Origin of the sequence: Kineococcus halophytocola (genome assembly GCF_041276425.1) — a bacterium.
Classification (GTDB): Bacteria; Actinomycetota; Actinomycetes; order Actinomycetales; family Kineococcaceae; genus Kineococcus; species Kineococcus halophytocola.
In genome coordinates, this window is record NZ_JBGFTU010000017.1 from 42,391 (window position 1) to 58,460 (window position 16,070).

Annotated in this window: 12 protein-coding genes and 1 tRNA gene; 5 read left to right on the forward strand and 8 right to left on the reverse strand. The window is 76.0% G+C overall.

The window, feature by feature from the left end; genetic code table 11:
- Positions 1–13: 13 nt before the first annotated feature.
- Positions 14–98 (reverse strand) — tRNA-Leu (locus AB2L27_RS14770).
- A gap of 124 nt (positions 99–222) precedes the next feature.
- On the opposite strand from AB2L27_RS14770, the gene AB2L27_RS14775 reads away from it, so the two are divergent.
- From AB2L27_RS14775 to AB2L27_RS14795, 5 genes are all read left to right on the forward strand, one after another.
- A complete protein-coding gene (locus AB2L27_RS14775) occupies positions 223–435 on the forward strand; it encodes a MoxR family ATPase (RefSeq protein ID WP_370442246.1) in 213 nt (70 codons plus the stop codon).
- Between the two features lie 529 nt (positions 436–964).
- The gene (locus AB2L27_RS14780; protein ID WP_370442247.1) at positions 965–1,999 is read left to right on the forward strand and encodes a 3-oxoacyl-ACP synthase III; all 1,035 of its coding nucleotides are present in this window, start codon (positions 965–967) and stop codon (positions 1,997–1,999) included.
- Complete coding sequence (locus AB2L27_RS14785; RefSeq protein ID WP_370442248.1) at positions 1,996–4,773, forward strand: alpha/beta fold hydrolase; 2,778 nt, start codon at positions 1,996–1,998, stop codon at positions 4,771–4,773. Before AB2L27_RS14780 ends, AB2L27_RS14785 begins: the two co-directional genes overlap by 4 nt.
- Positions 4,770–5,744: an NAD-dependent epimerase/dehydratase family protein gene (locus AB2L27_RS14790; protein ID WP_370442249.1), complete on the forward strand. Its 975-nt coding sequence runs from the start codon at positions 4,770–4,772 to the stop codon at positions 5,742–5,744. The genes AB2L27_RS14785 and AB2L27_RS14790 overlap by 4 nt, the downstream gene beginning before the upstream one ends.
- 97 nt (positions 5,745–5,841) lie before the next feature.
- Complete coding sequence (locus tag AB2L27_RS14795) at positions 5,842–6,990, forward strand: App1 family protein (protein WP_370442298.1); 1,149 nt, start codon at positions 5,842–5,844, stop codon at positions 6,988–6,990.
- Between the two features lie 406 nt (positions 6,991–7,396).
- On the opposite strand, the gene AB2L27_RS14800 is transcribed toward AB2L27_RS14795, so the two are convergent.
- The 7 genes from AB2L27_RS14800 to AB2L27_RS14830 all read right to left on the reverse strand — a co-directional run bounded on the left by AB2L27_RS14800 (position 7,397) and on the right by AB2L27_RS14830 (position 16,012).
- On the reverse strand, positions 7,397–9,211 hold the full coding sequence (locus tag AB2L27_RS14800) for a diguanylate cyclase domain-containing protein (RefSeq protein WP_370442250.1): 1,815 nt from the start codon (positions 9,209–9,211) through the stop codon (positions 7,397–7,399).
- Between the two features lie 205 nt (positions 9,212–9,416).
- Positions 9,417–9,668, reverse strand: a complete 252-nt coding sequence (csrA, locus tag AB2L27_RS14805; protein ID WP_367638738.1) for a carbon storage regulator CsrA — start codon at positions 9,666–9,668, stop codon at positions 9,417–9,419.
- Between the two features lie 143 nt (positions 9,669–9,811).
- Positions 9,812–10,054, reverse strand: coding sequence for a hypothetical protein (locus AB2L27_RS14810; RefSeq protein ID WP_370442251.1), 243 nt, complete (start codon positions 10,052–10,054; stop codon positions 9,812–9,814).
- Complete coding sequence (locus tag AB2L27_RS14815; RefSeq protein WP_370442252.1) at positions 10,051–10,782, reverse strand: PilZ domain-containing protein; 732 nt, start codon at positions 10,780–10,782, stop codon at positions 10,051–10,053. Before AB2L27_RS14815 ends, AB2L27_RS14810 begins: the two co-directional genes overlap by 4 nt.
- Before the next feature lie 13 nt (positions 10,783–10,795).
- Positions 10,796–13,312: a hypothetical protein gene (locus tag AB2L27_RS14820; protein ID WP_370442253.1), complete on the reverse strand. Its 2,517-nt coding sequence runs from the start codon at positions 13,310–13,312 to the stop codon at positions 10,796–10,798.
- Positions 13,290–15,344 (reverse strand): flagellar biosynthesis protein FlhA, encoded by a 2,055-nt coding sequence (gene flhA / locus AB2L27_RS14825; RefSeq protein ID WP_370442254.1) that lies wholly within the window; start codon positions 15,342–15,344, stop codon positions 13,290–13,292. Before flhA ends, AB2L27_RS14820 begins: the two co-directional genes overlap by 23 nt.
- A 278-nt stretch (positions 15,345–15,622) precedes the next feature.
- Positions 15,623–16,012 carry a response regulator gene (locus AB2L27_RS14830; protein ID WP_370442255.1) on the reverse strand — a complete coding sequence of 130 codons (390 nt, stop codon included), beginning with the start codon at positions 16,010–16,012 and terminating at the stop codon, positions 15,623–15,625.
- Positions 16,013–16,070 lie beyond the last annotated feature (58 nt).

Sequence of the window (16,070 nt, forward strand, 5' to 3'; positions counted from 1 at the left end):
GGCCTCACCTGTGTGTCCGAGGGGGGACTTGAACCCCCACCCACTATACGTGGACTAGCACCTCAAGCTAGCGCGTCTGCCTATTCCGCCACCCGGACGAGTGGTGCCGCACCGGCCCGGAGGCCCCGTGCGAACGAGGAAAACCGTAGCACGACAGGCAGGTCCCCCACGCCACTGCGCCGGTCGGGCGACCGCGGGTGCGCGGCCCCGGTCACCGGGGACGTGGAGCGTCAGGCGCTGCGCGAGCAGCTCGCCGGCGACCGGCCCGAGCGGTCGGCCCCCGTCGTGGACCTGGCCGACCTGCTGCACCTGCAGGAGGCCACGGCCGCGGTCCACGTCGCGGACACCGTGCTCGACCTCGCGGTGCGGCTGTGCCGGGCCCCGCGCACCGGCGCCCGTACCCGGCTGGGGGCGTTGGTGCGCACACGGCGCTGACGCTCGTCGGCTGCGCACCGGCCCCGGCCCTGCTGGTGCCGTCCTTCGGCGTCGGGCACCGCTGGCTGGCCCTCGTGGGGCGCCTGCTGCTGGCCGCCCTCGCCCTGGCGGCGTCGAGACGACCCGGTCCGCGAGCGCCGTGGCGCTGGCGGGCGCTGGCGGGCGGTGGCGGGCGGCGGCGGGCTGGTGGACGGGGACGTGCCGGCGGCGCTGGAGGTGGTGCAGCGGGCCTGCTTCGCGCGGGCGGCGCCGGGTAGGACGGAACTGCAGGGGCGCGGTGGGCGTTGGACCGAACGTCGTCCGCCCTGCTCGCGCGCAGGGGGCGGACCGGGGTCGGGGCCGGGGGTGACCTGGGCGAGCGGGACGTCCGTCGGCGGTTAACCTGAGGTCCCGCCTCGCAGGTGGTCCTCCGTTCCTTGGGCGGACCACGACGGACCTCGTACGGTGAGCCTCCGCCGCGCGGCCGACGACCAGATCGGGGAAGCCCTTGTTCGACCCTTCCAGCTCAGAGGCTGCTCCCGCGCACCGCGTGGGGTCTCCCTTCCAGGGGAACTCCACGTTCGCTCCGGCGAACGCGGCGTTGCTGTCGATCTCGCACGTGGAGGCGCCGGTGGTGGTGCCCTCCTCGCACTTCGACGAGGTCCTGGCGCCGACGTTGGAGCGGTTGCGGTTGCGGCCGGGGCTGCTGGAGAAGGTCGCCGGGGTGCAGGAGCGCCGGTGGTGGGCGCCGGGGCAGCGGGCCTCGGACGTGGCCGCGGAGTGCGGGGCGAAGGCGTTGTCGGAGGCGGGGGTGGACGCCTCGGAGGTGGGGATGGTCATCTCCACGACGGTGACGCGTCCGCACCTGGAGCCGGCGATCGCCACGAGCGTGCACCACGGGATGGACCTGCCGACGTCGGCGCTGAACTTCGACATCGCCAACGCGTGCCTGGCGTGGGTGAACGGGGTGCAGGTGGCCTCGGCGATGATCGACGCGGGCATGGTGCGGTACGCGGTGGTGCTCGGCGCGGAGGACGTGCGCTCGATGCACGAGGGCACGGTGTCGCGGTTGCAGCGCGAGGGCATCACGCGCAAGGACTTCCTCAACGAGTTCGCGACGATGACGCTGGGGTGCGGGGCGGCGGCGGCGGTCATCGGCCGCGCCGACGAGCACCCCGAGGGGCACCGCATCGTGGGGGGTGTCTCGCGGGCGGGCACCGCCCACCACGAGCTGTGCATCGGGGACATGAACCACATGCGCACCGACGCGAAGCTGATGCTGACCGAGGGCATCGAGATCGTCTCGGACGCCTTCGAGGCCGGGGACGCGCTGTGGGGGTGGCGGGAGGCGAGGAAGTTCGTCATCCACCAGATCTCCCGCGTGCACACGCAGACGCTGGTCGAGCGGATCGGGGTGGACCCGGCGAAGGTGCCGATGACGTTCCCGACGTGGGGCAACGTGGGGCCGATCTCGCTGCCGATGACGCTGGCGGCCTCGGCGCCGGAGTTCTCCGCCGGGGACAAGGTCATCGCGATGGGCGTGGGGTCGGGTCTGAACACGGCGATGCTCGAGCTGGAATGGTGAGCGGGGCCGGTCTCGCGGTGCTGCCGGCGGTGACGCCGGCGGCGGACCTGCCCGGGTGGGACCCGCGCTGGTCGCGGTTGGTGGAGGCGGTCGACCACACCGGCGCGGTGCGGACGTGGCACGTCCTGGACACCGCCCCCGAGGGCCGGGACGTGCTGGGGACGTTGCTGTGCGTGCACGGCAACCCGACGTGGTCCTACCTGTGGCGGGGTCTGGCCTCGGCGGCCTCGGCGGTGCAGCTGGGGTGGCGGGTGGTGGCCGTGGACCAGCTGGAGATGGGGTTCTCCGAGCGCACCGGGGTGGTGCGGCGCCTGGGTGAGCGGGTGCAGGACCTGACGGGGCTGGTGGACGCCCTGGAGCTGTCCGGCCCGGTCGTGGCGGTCGGTCACGACTGGGGCGGGGTGATCGTCTCGGGGTGGGCCGCGCAGGAGTTGCAGCGGCCGGTGGGCCGGCACGGCGGCGGGTCCCGGGTCCGGCTGGCGGGGCTGGTGGTGGCGAACACGGCGGCGAGCTGGCCGGCGGACGCGGGGGCGCCGGGGGTGCTGTCGGCGGTGCTGGCCCCGGGGGTGCGCTCGCTGGTGACGTCGCGCTCGGAGGCGTTCTTGCGCACGACGTTGGCGTTGCCCCGTCCGGGGCTGTCGGCGGCGGTGAAGGCGGCCTACCGCTCCCCGTACCGCAGCGCCGGTGAGCGCGCCGGGATCGACGCGTTCGTCGCCGACGTGCCGGTGGGTGCCCACCACCGGAGCCGGGCGGCGCTGGAGGAGGTGAGCGCCGGGGTGGACCGGCTGGCCGCGGCCGGGGTGCCGACCCTGGTGGCGTGGGGGCCGCGGGACCCGGTGTTCGGTCAGTGGTTCCTGCGGGACTGGCGGGCGCGGGTGCCGCACGCCGACGTGCACCGCTTCGCCGGGGCCTCGCACCTGACCCCGGAGGACCCCGCCTTCGCCGACGTGGTGCTGCGCTGGCTGGACGCGCGGGTGCTGCACCCGGCGGCGCGCGAGGGGGCGCCGGACCCGGACGGGACCGGGACGGACGGCGAGCGGGACGGGGACGGCGGGCAGGACGGCGGACAGGACGGCGGGCAGGACGGCGGGCAGGACGGCGCGCCGCGGTTGTGGGCCGCGCTGGGCGAGCGGGGCGCGGACCCGCAGGTCGCGGGCACGGCCGCCGTGGTCGAGATGGCGACCGGCCGCAGGGGCGGGCCGGGCTCGGGGGCACCGCGGACGACGTCGTGGGCCGAGCTGGACCGCCGCACCCGGGAACTGGCCGCCGGGTTCGTGCTGCAGGGGGTGCGGCCGGGGCAGCGGGTGTCCCTGCTCGTCCCGCCCGGGGCGGACCTGACCGCGACCCTGTACGCGCTGCTGCGCATCGGTGCGGTCGCGGTCGTCGCCGACGCCGGTCTGGGCGTGCGGGGCCTGTCGCGCGCGGTGACCGGTGCGGGCGTGGACTGGGTCGTGGGGGTGCCCACGGCGATGCTGGCGGCGCGGGTGCTGCGCTGGCCCGGGCGGCGGGTCCCGGTCGAGGACCTGCCCGAAGTGGCCCGCGCCGGGGCCGCGCGCCTGGCGGCCGGGTTCGAGCTGCCCGCCGAACCGGGCGCCGGGGCCCAGGCCGCGGTGCTGTTCACCTCCGGGTCCACCGGCCCGGCCAAGGGCGTGGTGTACACCCACGGCCAGCTCTCGCAGCTGGCCCGGGCGATGGGGTCGGTCATCCGGATCGGCCCGGGCCAGCCGCTGGTCTCGGCGTTCGCGCCGTTCGCGCTGTTCGGGCCCGCGCTGGGCGCGACGTGCGTGGTCCCGGCGATGGACGTGACGAAGCCGGCGACGCTGACCGCGCCCGCCCTGGCCGACGCGGTCGAGGCGGCCGGGGCGACCTCGGCGTTCCTGTCCCCCGCCGCCGTGGTCAACGTGCTGGCCACCGCCGGGGACCTGGACCCGGCCCAGCGCGCGGCGCTGGGCCGGGTCCGCACGCTGCTGTCGGCCGGGGCGCCGGTGCCGACGCCGCTGCTGCAGCGGGTGCGCGAGCTGATGCCGCTGGCCGACCCGCGCACCCCCTACGGGGCGACCGAGGTGCTGCCGGCCACCGACGTGGGCCTGTCGGACATCCTGGAAGCCGGTGCGGGAGAAGGCATCTGCGTGGGCCGCCCGGTCCAGGGCGTCACCGTGGCCCTCGCGCCGCTGGACGCCGACGGCCGCGCCGGCACCGACCTGGTGACCACCCCCGGGGTGCTGGGGGAAGTCGTCGTGGGCGGGGAGCACGTCAAGGACCACTACGACCAGCTGTGGGCCACCCAGGCCGCCAGCGTCGACGTGCGCCCCTCCCCGACGCTGCTGGGGTCGGTGCGGGCCGGGCGCTGGCACCGCACCGGTGACGTGGGGCACCTCGACGAGCGGGGGCGGGTGTGGATCGAGGGGCGCCTGGCGCACGTCGTCACCACCGCCGAGGGGGTCGTGACCCCCGTCGGGGTGGAGCAGCGCGCCGAGACCGTGCCCGGGATCGCGCGCGCCGCGCTCGTCGGGGTGGGCCCGCGCGCGGCGCGCCAGCTCGTCGTCGTGGCCGAACCCGACACCGCGGTGGTGGCGGGGATCAAGCGCACGACGGTGGCCGACCCGGTGCTCTCGCAGGCGGTGCGGGCCGCGACGGGCCGCAACCTGGCCGCGGTGCTGCTGGTGCCGGCGCTGCCCACGGACGTGCGGCACAACTCCAAGATCGACCGGGCGAAGGTGTCGTCGTGGGCCGGGCGGGTCCTGGCCGGGGAGCGGGCGGAGGCGTTGGCGTGAGGGTCCTGGTGACGGGGGCCAGCGGGATGCTGGGCCGGCAGACGGCGCGGGCGCTGGCCGGGCGCGGGGACGAGGTGCGCGTCCTGCAGCGGCGCAGCGCCGGCGCGGGCCTGGAGGAGGTGCTGGGGTCGGTGACCGACCCCGAGGCGTGCGCGCGCGCCGTCGAGGGGGTCGAGGCGGTCGTCCACCTGGCCGCGAAGGTGTCGGTGACCGGTCCGCACCCGGAGTACGTCGCGACGAACGTCGAGGGCACCGCGAACCTGCTCGTCGCCGCGCGCGCGGCGGGGGTGTCGCGGTTCGTCATGGTGTCCTCCCCCTCGGTCGCGCACGCCGGGTCCGCGCTCGTGGGGGTGGGGACCACCCCGGCCGACCCGGAGGGTGCGCACGGCTCGTACGCGCGGACGAAGGCGCAGGCCGAGCTGCTGGCGCTGGCCGCGGACTCCCCCGCGTTCGCGGTGTGCGCGGTCCGCCCGCACATCGTGCTGGGCCCGGGGGACACCCAGCTCGTGCAGCGCATCGCCGACCGGGCCCGGGCGGGCCGGTTGCCGCTGCTGGACGACGGGACCGCCCTCATCGACACCACGTACGTCGACAACGCGGTGGACGCCCTGGTGGCCGCGCTGGACCGCTGCACCGACGAGGGGGTGCACGGGGAGGCGTTCGTCGTCACCAACGGCGAACCCCGGACCGTGGCGGAGGTGTTCGGGCGCATCTGCGCGGCTGCGGGGGTGCCCGCCCCGACGCGGCGGGTCCCCGCGGCGGCGGCGAAGGTCGCCGGCGGCGTGGTGGAGCGGGTCTGGACGCGGTTCGGTCTGCCCGACGAGCCGCCGATGACGCGGTTCCTGGCCGAGCAGCTGTCCACCGCGCACTGGTTCGACATCGCCCGCACCCGGGACCGGCTGGGCTGGGAACCGCGGGTGCCGCTGGACGAGGGGTTCGACCGCCTGGCCGGTGGGTTCGGGTCCCGTTAGGGTCGATGGGGTGATCAAGGGGCCGGCTCTGACCCGTGGACAGCGGCGCGCGCGGGCGGCGCGCCGGGTGGAGGAGGCGCGCCGCGACCTCGTGGACCTGCGCGGGGACCTCGTTCCCCGCCCCGGGGAGCACGGCCTGCACCGCGCCGCCCGCGTGGAGGACGCCGTCAAGGGCCTGGTGGGGTCCCGGCTGCGGCGCCGGGGGTACCACGCGCGGGCGCTGGCCTACCCCGGGTACGGCGGCCCGGGCTGGGTGCGGGTCTTCGGGCGGGTCCTGCTGGGGCGGGAGGACACCGTCGAGCAGACCGAACGGGACGGGGCCCGCAGCGTGCGGGGCTGGCGCAACTTCCTCACCGTCCCCGTCGCCGGGGCCCGGGTGAGCGTGCGCATCGGGGATCACGAACGGGTCCTGCGCACCAACCGCGAGGGCTACCTGGACGAACGGGTCGAGGTGGACCTGCCCCCCGGGCGCCACGAGGTCGTGCTGACCGTGGGCCCGGACGTGGCCGAGACCGCCGAGGTGGCACCGGAGACCGAGCTGGTCGAGGACGACACCGAGGGCGGGGCCGACCTGCCCCCGCAGGTCGCGGTGCCGCACAGCGGCTCGGCCGAGGTCGTCGTCGTGGGCTCGGACCCGGTGGTGGGGTTGCTGTCCGACATCGACGACACGGTCGTGGTCACGCGCCTGCCCCGTCCGCTGGTGGCGGCGTGGAACTCCTTCGTGCTGGACGAGCGGGCGCGGGTGCCGGTCAACGGGATGGCCGAGCTGTATCGGCAGGTCGTGCAGGACAACCCCGGTGCACCGGTGGTGTACCTGTCGACGGGGGCGTGGAACGTGGCCCCCACCCTGGGCCGGTTCCTGCGCCGGTTCGGCTACCCCGCCGGGCCGATGCTGCTGACCGACTGGGGTCCGACGAACACGGGCTGGTTCCGCGACGGCAGCGCCCACAAGCGCGAGTCGCTGGCCCGGCTGGCCCGGGAACTGCCGCAGGTGCGCTGGTTGCTCGTCGGTGACGACGGTCAGCACGACCCCCGGCTGTACGCCGAGTTCCTCTCCGCGGCCCCCGAGCGGGTCGCCGGGGTGGGGATCCGCCGCCTGACCCCGGCCGAGCAGCTCCTGGCCGGTGGGCGGCCCCTGGCCCCGGCCGCCACCCCGCAGGACTCCCCCGTGCCGTGGGTGACCGGGGACAGCGGTTACGAGATCTGGCACCACTGGTCGCGCGAGGGGATCCTGCGGACCCCCTGAGCGGCGGGTGGGAAGGGGCCCGGACGCACGGGAGGCCGGTCCCCGAGGGGGACCGGCCTCCTGCGTCGGGCGCGGGTCAGAGCTGGGTGCGGCGCGGGTTGGCGACCGTGGTCAGCTCGACCTCGCGGACGTCGATGACGCGGGCTTCGGTGGTGTTCTCGTCCATGGCGTACCTCCAGTGGGTGTGGACCGTGCCTGTCCTTCGAACCGCAGACGCCGTCGTCCTCACCGGTCGGTGGCGGATCGTCCACCAGGGTAGTCAGGCCCCGCGGAGGACGGCAGGTCCGGTACCAGCGTCCAGGACGTGACGTTCATCACCCGCTGAGCTGGGACCGTCCGCCCGGGCCGCCCGGGCCGCCCGGGCCGTCCGCCCGGGCCGTCCGCTCGGGCCGGCGGGGGCGGTGGGTCAGGCGGCCCGCCAGCAGGCCCGCCCGGCGGCCTTGGCCCGGTACATCGCCCGGTCGGCCTCCCGCAGCAGCTCCTCGGCGTCCCACGTCCCGTCGGTGCGGGCCGCGCCGACGCTGGCGCTGACGGTGACGGTGCGCGCACCGAGGTCGACCGGGATGGTGATGCGGGCGCACACCCGATCGGCGATGGCGCTCAGCGCCTGGGCGTCGGCGACGTCCTCGCACACCAGCACGAACTCGTCCCCGCCGATGCGCGCGGCCAGGTCCCCGGTGCGCAGCAGCGAGCGCAGCCGGTCGGCCACGTCGCGCAGCAGGTCGTCGCCGGCGGCGTGGCCCAGGGTGTCGTTGACGTCCTTGAAGTGGTCCAGGTCCACGAACAGCACCGCGCACCCGCCGCCGCGCCGGCGCGTGCGGGCCAGCGCGGTCACCAGGTGGTCCTGGGCCTTGGCCCGGTTGGGCAGCCCCGTCAGCGGGTCGTGCAGCGCGGCGTGCTCGAGCTGCTCGGCCTCGCGCCGGCGGGCGGTGACGTCCTCCACGAAGGCCAGGAACGCCGGTTCGCCGGTGCTGGAGGACGTCAGCGACACCGTCAGCTGCGCCCACACCCGCCGGCCGTCGGGCAGGTCGAAGCACCGTTCGCGCTGGACGACCTCGACGGCACCCTCCACGAGGGCCTGCAACTGCGCCCGCGCCTGGAGCGGGTCGTGGTCCGGGTCATGGCCCGGGTCCTCCCCCTCACGACCACTCCCACGCTCACCGGCGGGCGGTCCGAGCAGGTCGAGGGCCGGCGCACCGACGAGGTCGGCGGCGTCGCGCTGCAGGAACGTGCACAGGGCCTCGTTGACCTCGCTGATCCACCCCTCCAGGCTGAACAGCACCATCCCCACCGGCCCGCGGGCGAACACCTCGTGGAAGCGGCGCTCGGACCCGGCCAGGGCGTTTATGGTCGTGATGGTCTCGGTGAGGTCCTGGGCGATGCCCACGACGTGCTCGGCCCGGCCGGTCTCGTCGCGGTCGGTGACGGTCGAGCGGGTGTGGATCCACCGCTCCTGGCCCCAGCCGTCCACGACCCGGTAGGTGCACTCCACGATCTGCCCGGGTTCGGCCCCGCGCAGCGTCTGCAGGGCGCGCTGGACACCGGGCAGGTCGTCGGGGTGCACCGCGTCGGAGGGCACGGCGTCGGCCGCGGCGGGGTCGGCGGTGGGGTCGCCGGCGGCGGGCAGCCCGAACAGGCACGTCCCGTCGGTGTTGGTCCACTCGACGTGACCACGGCCCAGGTGCAGGCGGTAGATCGTGTCCGGCGAGGCCGAGATGACGGCCTCCTGCTGCGCCAGGCGCGTGCGCAGGGCACGGCGCTCGACCTGCTCGGCCCGCTCGGCGCTGACGTCGCGCAGGAGCAGGACGGCCCCGCCGGCGGGGACGGCGCTGAGGCGGACGTGGACGAGCCCGGCCGGACCCAGCGGCCCCCGGCCCCCGGCGCCGGTGAGCGACACGTCGACCTCGAGGTCACCGCCGGCGACGGCCTGCAGCAGGGCGCTCACCGACGGGGCCGGCCCCGGCCCGCTCCCCCACCAGGGCAGCACCCGGGCCCCGGGCACCGTGGCCGGGTCGGTGCCGGTCAGGCGCAGGTAGGCCGTCGTGGCGGCGGCGAGGTGACCGGCGGGGTCCAGACGGGCCAGCGCCACCCCGGCGCGGTCCAGGGCCTGCCCCCACGGGTCACCGGCGGGCTGCGGCGACGGCGCGACCAGGCCCGCGCCCAGGTCCGCGCCCAGGCCCGTGCCCGCCCTCGTGCCGGCCCTCGTGCCGGTCGTGCCCATCGTCCACCTCCTGCGCCTCGCACGTTCCGCCCCCGGCCGCGCCGGCTGCTCCGGGGCGGGCGGACGTCGCCGGGCGGGTCCTGCAGGAGGTGTCGGAGGCGGGGACGGGGCCCTTGAGGGTGAGCGCTCGATCAGCGCAACCGGGGCCGGCCGGCCCAGCAGGCTGCCGTGCAGCCAGCCGTGCCCGGTGCGAGGGGCCCGGCGCTCACTGGGTGGGGCCGACCGCCCCGGCCCGGCGCACGATGCCCTGCAGCGCCGTGATCGCCTCCTCCGAGGCGGTCGAGGCGGCGATGTTGGCCTCGCGCACGGCCTCGTACACCTCCTGCCGGTGCACCTGCACGTCGCGCGGTGCGTCGATGCCGACCCGCACGACGTCCCCCCGCACCTCCAGGACGCGCACGACGACCTCGTCGCCGATGACGACGGATTCCCCGGCCTTGCGGGTCAGGACCAGCATGCGGCCAGTGTAGGTGACGAACCGTGGTCGGCCATGTCGTTCACGTCACCTCCGGGGACGCGGAACCGCCCGCCCCCGAGCGGTCGGGGACGGGCGGTGCGAGACGGTGCGAGGTGGTGCGGGGCAGGGGCGGGGGGACCGGCTCAGCGGTCGTCGCGCCGCCGACCCGGGCCCGTCTCGGGCTCGGTGGCCTCCGCGGGCGTGCGGGCGGGCTGGTCCTGGTACCCGCGCACGACCGTGCGCACGACCTGGGCGGCCACCGAGGTGACGACGAGGGCGAGGACGAGGTGCAGCAGCGCGGTGTCGACCTCCCCGGTGCCGCGGGCCACGGCCAGCAGCGAGGGTCCGGCCAGCAGCAGGCTGACGGCCAGCACGATCGCGGTCATCGGTCTCCTCCACGGCGTTGCCTGATCTGGGTCTGCATGACGTAGCGGCGCAGCCGGTCGGCGGCGGCGACGGGTTCGGTGAAGGCCACGACGACCTCCAGCCGGTGGGCGTCCAGGGAGTCCAGGGTCCGCACGACCTGCCCCTCCTGATCCAGCGCGACGCCCTCCAGGTCGAAGGACAACCGCGCCCGCCGGCCCAGCCGCACCCAGGTGCCGGCCGGCACCGAGACCGCCGAGCCGCCCTCGGACAGGTCCAGCAGGCGGGCCGCCACGGCCGGTTCCACCACGGGGTCGGCCGGGTCGACCTCGGCGGCCAGCGGGTCGCCGGGGACGGCGCTGAGCCGCACCCCGCCGGTGGCCGGGACGCGGACGTAGCGGCGGCGCTGCTCCACGGCCACCTCACCGCAGGGGGCCAGGTCCCACGCCGGGACCCGGCGCCGGACCACCTCGGCGATCAGGAAGTCCTGCCGGGACTGCCCGCGCCGGCCGGCCCAGCAGACCGCCACCGGCAGGCCCGGGGCGACCACGTGCAGGTCCCCCCGGAAGCTGGGGGCGGCCACCACGAGGCTGGCCTCGCTCGCGTCCTCGACGCGGGTGGGGATGCGGATCGCCTCCCCGCCGTGGCTGTCCGGCATCTGCACCTCGACCCAGACCCGTTCGTTCAGACCGGGCCAGTGCGCAGGGGCCGAGCGGGTGAGCTCGGCCCCCGCCGGGGTGCGTCGGGCCATCGTCGCCGGGCCGTCAGCGCAGGGGGTGGTCGCCGGCGGCGTCCAGCAGCAGACCCGCCCACGCACCGGAGGTGGCCGGGCGGCCGTCGAGGAAGCCGACGGGGACGTCCAGGGACAGCACGTCCAGCGGGTCCGGGCTCTCGGCGGCGCGGTGCACGGCCAGGCGGCGGGCCGGCAGGCCGACGCCGTCCAAGGCGCGCAGGAGGCTGGCGACGGCGTGGCTGCGACGGGTGGCGTCGACGCACACGACGACGGAGGCGGCGCCGATCTCGGCGGCCATGCGGGCGGCGCGCTCGGCGTCGGCCCCGGTCGGGCGGGCCGGGACGGCCACGGTCAGCGGGGCGCTCCAGCGGCGGGCCTGGTCCTGGCGGGCGGGCAGCTCGTCGGCGGTCACGGTGTTCTGCACGTCGGCCCGGCCCAGCACCAGCGGCGCCTCAGAGCCGACCTCGTCGGCGACCAGCAGCGCGGCCGCCACGACGGCGTCGGCCTCGCCGATGACCACCACGAGCTCACCGGCCCCCACGCGCAGCGGGGCGGGGACGTCGATGTCGCGCGCCAGGCGCAGCACGTCGCCGGTGTCCTGCGGCTCGCGGTAGGTCGCGCGGGACGACCCGGGACGCTCACTGTAGGTGGTCACGGGTTCACGGTAAGTCAGATCCATGGTCATCGCCTCGTTGTCGTCCCCATCGCGGTTCACCGCTCGGTCGGTCACCCGGTCCACGCCGCGCTCGGTGGCGCGGGCGGCGGGCGGGTAGCTGCGGGCCGGACGCTCGTCCGGGCGCTCGTAGCCGGGCTCGTAGCCCTTCTCGTGGTTCTCCTGCTCGTAGAAGGACTGCGGAGCGACCTGCTGCTCGAGCTGGTCGTAGTCGTGCGCCCACTCGCCCCGGCGGTCCGCCGCGCGGTCGGCGGATCGCTCGACCTCGAAGCGGTCGCCGAACTGGTCGCCGAACTGGTCGGCGAACTGGTCACCGAACTGATCGGCGAACTGGTCCTCGACGGCGGCCGGGCGGCGCAGCTCCGGTCGGCGGGCCGGACCGCGGCCCTCTCGGGTGGCGCCGTTCGTGGTCCCGAACTGATCGGACACGCGTTCCTCCGGGGTGCGAGCGGGTCGAGCGTCGGGGTGTCCCGGACGGGGACGAACGGAACGCACCGGCGTGGTAACGGAGCGTACATCAGCCGTCACTCCCGCGCCGGGGGTGCGCGTGGCCCCGTCCCGCATCGAGGCCAGGGTGCGGGCGAAGGAGTCGCTCTCGGTGGAGATCGGCCGGTGCGGGCGGGCCGCGCGCTCACCGGCACCGCGCTCGGGCCGGCGCTCCCCCGCCTGCCCGGCGGCGAACATGGCCCCCAGGCGGTCGGTGCCGTCGGCGGCGTCGGCCGCGGCCAGGACGTCACCCAGGGAACGGGCCTGACCCGGGACCTGGGCCGGGACCTGACCGGCGGCCGGCCGCGGGGCGCTGACGCGCTCGGCCTGCCGGCGGCGCACGTCGGCCCGGGCCGCCTCGCGGCGGGCCTCCTGGGCCCGGACCGCCTCGCGGTGGGCCTGCTCGGCGCGCTCGGCCTCCCGGCGCTCCATCTCCAACTGCTGCATCCGCTCCTCTTCCTGGGCTCGTTCGGCGGCGGCTCGTGCGGCGGCGGCCCGCTCGATCTCGGCCCGCTCGGCGGCGGCCCGCTCGATCTCGGCCCGCTCGGCGGCGGCCCGCTCGATCTCGGCCCGCTCGGCGGCGGCCCGCTCGATCTCGGCCCGCTCGATCTGGACTCGTGCCTGCTCCAGCAGCTCCGCCTCGAACGCCGCGGCGGCGTCCTGGGCGGCGTGCTCGTCGAGGTGCTCCTCCTCGAGGAACTCCTGGGGGAACTCCTCGGGGTGCTCGGGCGCGGGGTCCGGCGTGGACCCCGGCGCGTCGGCGGCCTCCTCCGAGTGGGTGAGGCCGCTCGACGCAGCGTGCTGGCCCTCACCCGTTCGCGCGATCACGTTCCGGTCCTCGGCATCCGCGCCGGAAACCTTGAGCCCGGTGTGGTCCGGGCCCGCGGCCGGCAGGGCCGGGCCCTGCTGGGAGGCGCGCAGCACCTCCAGCAGCCCGGCACGGGCGGACTCGAAGGCCTCCCCCGTCCCGGCCCGCCCGGCCTCGACCTCGGCGTCGGCGATCGGCGCGGCGGGCGTGGTGCTGGCGGCCGTCTCGGCGGCGTCGGCCGCGGCCAGCAACGCCTCGAAGTCCAGGGCCTCGCGCTCCTCGGCCTCGGGGGATCCGGGAGCCTCGGGGGCCTGGCCAGCTCCCTCGACCTCGGACGCGGGCTGGGAGGCGGGCTGGGGGGCGGGCTGGGGCCCCTGGTGCTCGGCGTGGGTCACGTCGTCCCCTCCGGCGCCGTCCATCTCGACGGTCACCTCGTAGCGTTCCTTGCTGAAGAAGCCGGCCACCCCGCCGGAGCGGATGCGCTCGGCGCGCACGACGCGGGCCGCGGGGCCGTGCTGGCCGCGCACCTCCGCGAGCAGCTCGCCGAGGTCAGAGCCTTCAAGAAGCAAGTGCATGGACACCGCTCACCGATCCAACCGTCTCGATCCGGGGGTGGTTGCTCACGTCGTCGTAGGACAGGACGTGCAGGCGGCCCACCGCCACCTTCAGGAGGCGGCGCAGCGGGGCGCGCAGGGGGGGTGCGCACACGAGGACCGCGCTGATGCCCTGCCCTTCGGCACGTTCCAGGCACGAACTTGAGGCGGTCACCAGGTGCTCGGCGGTGCGGGCGTCCAGGGCCAGGCTCGCGCCCTGCTCCCCCGGGCGCAGGGACTCGGCCAGCTGCTGCTCCAGGACGGGGTCGAGGGTGATGACGTGCAGGGTGCCGTCCTGCTCGTGCACGGCCGCCACGGCCGGGCCCAGCGAGCGCCGGGAGGCCTCCACGAGCCCGTCGAGGTCGCTGCCGGCCTTGGCCCGCAACGAGAGCGCCTCGAAGATGCGGGCCAGGTCCCGGATGGGGACGGCCTCGTCGAGCATGGCCTGCAGGACGCGCTGGACCTCCCCCAGGGTCAGGACCGCCGGGGTGAGCTCGTCCACGACCGCGGGGTGGGTGCGCTTGAGGGCCTCCACCAGGGAGCGGACGTCCTCGCGGGAGAGCAGGCGCGGGGCGTGGCTGCGCACGAGCTCGCCGAGGTGGGTGATGAGCACGCTGGCGCGGTCGACGACGGTGGCCCCGGTGAGCTGGGCCTGGTGGCGCAGCTCGGCGGGGATCCACTTGCCGGCCAGGCCGAACACCGGCTCGACCGTCGCGCGGCCGGGCAGGCCGTCGAGGTTGTCGCCCAGGGCCAGGACCTGCCCGGGCGGGGCGGTGCCGCGGGCCACCTCGACCCCGGAGATGCGCACCGCGTAGGTCGACATCGGCAGGTCCAGGGAGTCGCGGGTGCGCACCGGGGGCACGACGAGGCCGAGCTCCAGGGCGATCTTGCGGCGCAGGGCGCGGACGCGTTCGAGCAGGTCCCCGCCGCCGGAGGTGTCGACGAGGTCGACGAGGTCGGGGGCCAGGACGACCTCCAGGGGGTCGACGCGCATCTCCTCCAGCAGGTTCTCCGCCGCCTCGTTCGGGTTGGCCGGTGCGGGCAGCAGCTCGGCCATCGCGCTCTCGCGGGCGCTCTGGGCGTCCCGCTTGGCGATCCGGGTGGAGGCGAAGACGGACAGCGCGCCGATGACGATGAACGGCAGCTTGGGCATGCTCGGGATGAGGGCCAGGACGAGCATGGCGCCCCCGGCGATCTGGAAGGCCATCTTCTGCTGCCCGAGCTGCTTGATGGCCTCCCCGCCCATGTCCCCGGTCCCGGTGGAGCGGGTGACGATGAGGCCGGTGGCGACCGACAGCAGCAGGGCGGGCACCTGGGAGACCAGGCCGTCACCGATGCTCAGCAGCGCGTACTTGTTGATCGACTCCGCGGGGCCCAGGCCGTGCTGGAGCATCCCGATGGCGAACCCGCCGATGAGGTTGATCAGCACGATGACGATGCCGGCGATGGCGTCGCCCTTGACGAACTTCGAGCCACCGTCCATGGCGCCGTAGAAGTCGGCCTCGGCGGTGACGTCGGCCCGTCGGCGGCGGGCCTCGTCCTCGTCGATGAGGCCGGCGTTCAGGTCGGCGTCGATCGCCATCTGCTTGCCCGGCATCGCGTCCAGGGTGAAGCGGGCCCCGACCTCGGCCACGCGCTCGGCGCCCTTGGTGATGACGACGAACTGGATGACGACGAGGATGAGGAAGATCACCATCCCGATGACCAGCGAACCGGCGATGACGAAGTGCCCGAAGGCCTCGATGACCTTGCCCGCGTAGCCGTTGGACAGCACCAGACGGGTCGAGGCGACGTTCAGGCCGAGCCGGAACAGGGTCAGCACGAGGATCAGCGCCGGGAAGACCGAGAAGTCCAGCGGACGCTTGACGAACATCGTCACCAGCAGCGCGACGAGCGAGAGGGTGATGTTCAGCGCGATGAGGAAGTCCAGCAGCGCCGCCGGCATCGGCACGACGAGCAGCAGGACGATCCCGACGACGCCCACGGGCACCGCCAGCTGGGGAAGGTTGCGAAGTCGCACTGCACCGCCTGTCTCGCGCGGGGCACCCGTCCGGGTGTCCCTCGTCCAGCGGCCCGTCCGTGGCCTGCTGCGGCCGTCCTGGCCACTGCCTCCTTCGGCAGACCGGGCGCCGGCCTTGAGTCACCCGCTCGGGCGCACCCGCCCGCCTCCGGGACCCGGACCCGCCGGCCCGGACCCGCTGACCCGCTGGCCGCACGCGCAGAGCCCCGGGCGCCGGGAGGCGCACGGGGCTCTGGTGGTGCGGGGCGGGGGTGCGGGGACGGGGGTGCGGGCGGGGGTCACCAGCCGCCGGCGGTCTGGGCGGTGGGCTGCAGGGCCTTGTCGATGGCCCCGGCCAGGGCGCTGACCACGAAGGGCTTGGTCAGGTACACGGCCCCCAGCGCCTCTCCGGCGGCGATGTCCTCCGGCCGCACGCGGGCGGACAGGAAGATCGCCGGCAGGTCGGCGTGCTCGGGCTGGGCGCGCAGGGTGCGCAGGACCTCCAGGCCCGTCATGCCGGGCATGGCCACGTCCAGGACGATCACCTCCGGGGCGCCCCGGTCGGCGATGACGGCGAGCGCCTCGGCGCCGGAGGGGGCGGACACGACGCGGTGTCCCAGGCCGCGCAGGCGCAGCTCGACGAGCTGGCGGATGTCCGGGTCGTCCTCGACGACGAGCACTCGGGCCACGGGGGTCCTCCTGGGCTTGGCAGGGGCGGGGTTGTCCGGGCCCCATCGGTCGGGGCGG

Coding starts and splice junctions, on each gene's coding strand:
- AB2L27_RS14810 (WP_370442251.1), bottom strand. CDS start 10,054: ATGACCGCGATCGTGCTGGCCGTCAGCCTGCTGCTGGCCGGACCCTCG.
- AB2L27_RS14800 (WP_370442250.1), bottom strand. CDS start 9,211: ATGGGCACGACCGGCACGAGGGCCGGCACGAGGGCGGGCACGGGCCTG.
- csrA (WP_367638738.1), bottom strand. CDS start 9,668: ATGCTGGTCCTGACCCGCAAGGCCGGGGAATCCGTCGTCATCGGCGAC.
- AB2L27_RS14815 (WP_370442252.1), bottom strand. CDS start 10,782: ATGGCCCGACGCACCCCGGCGGGGGCCGAGCTCACCCGCTCGGCCCCT.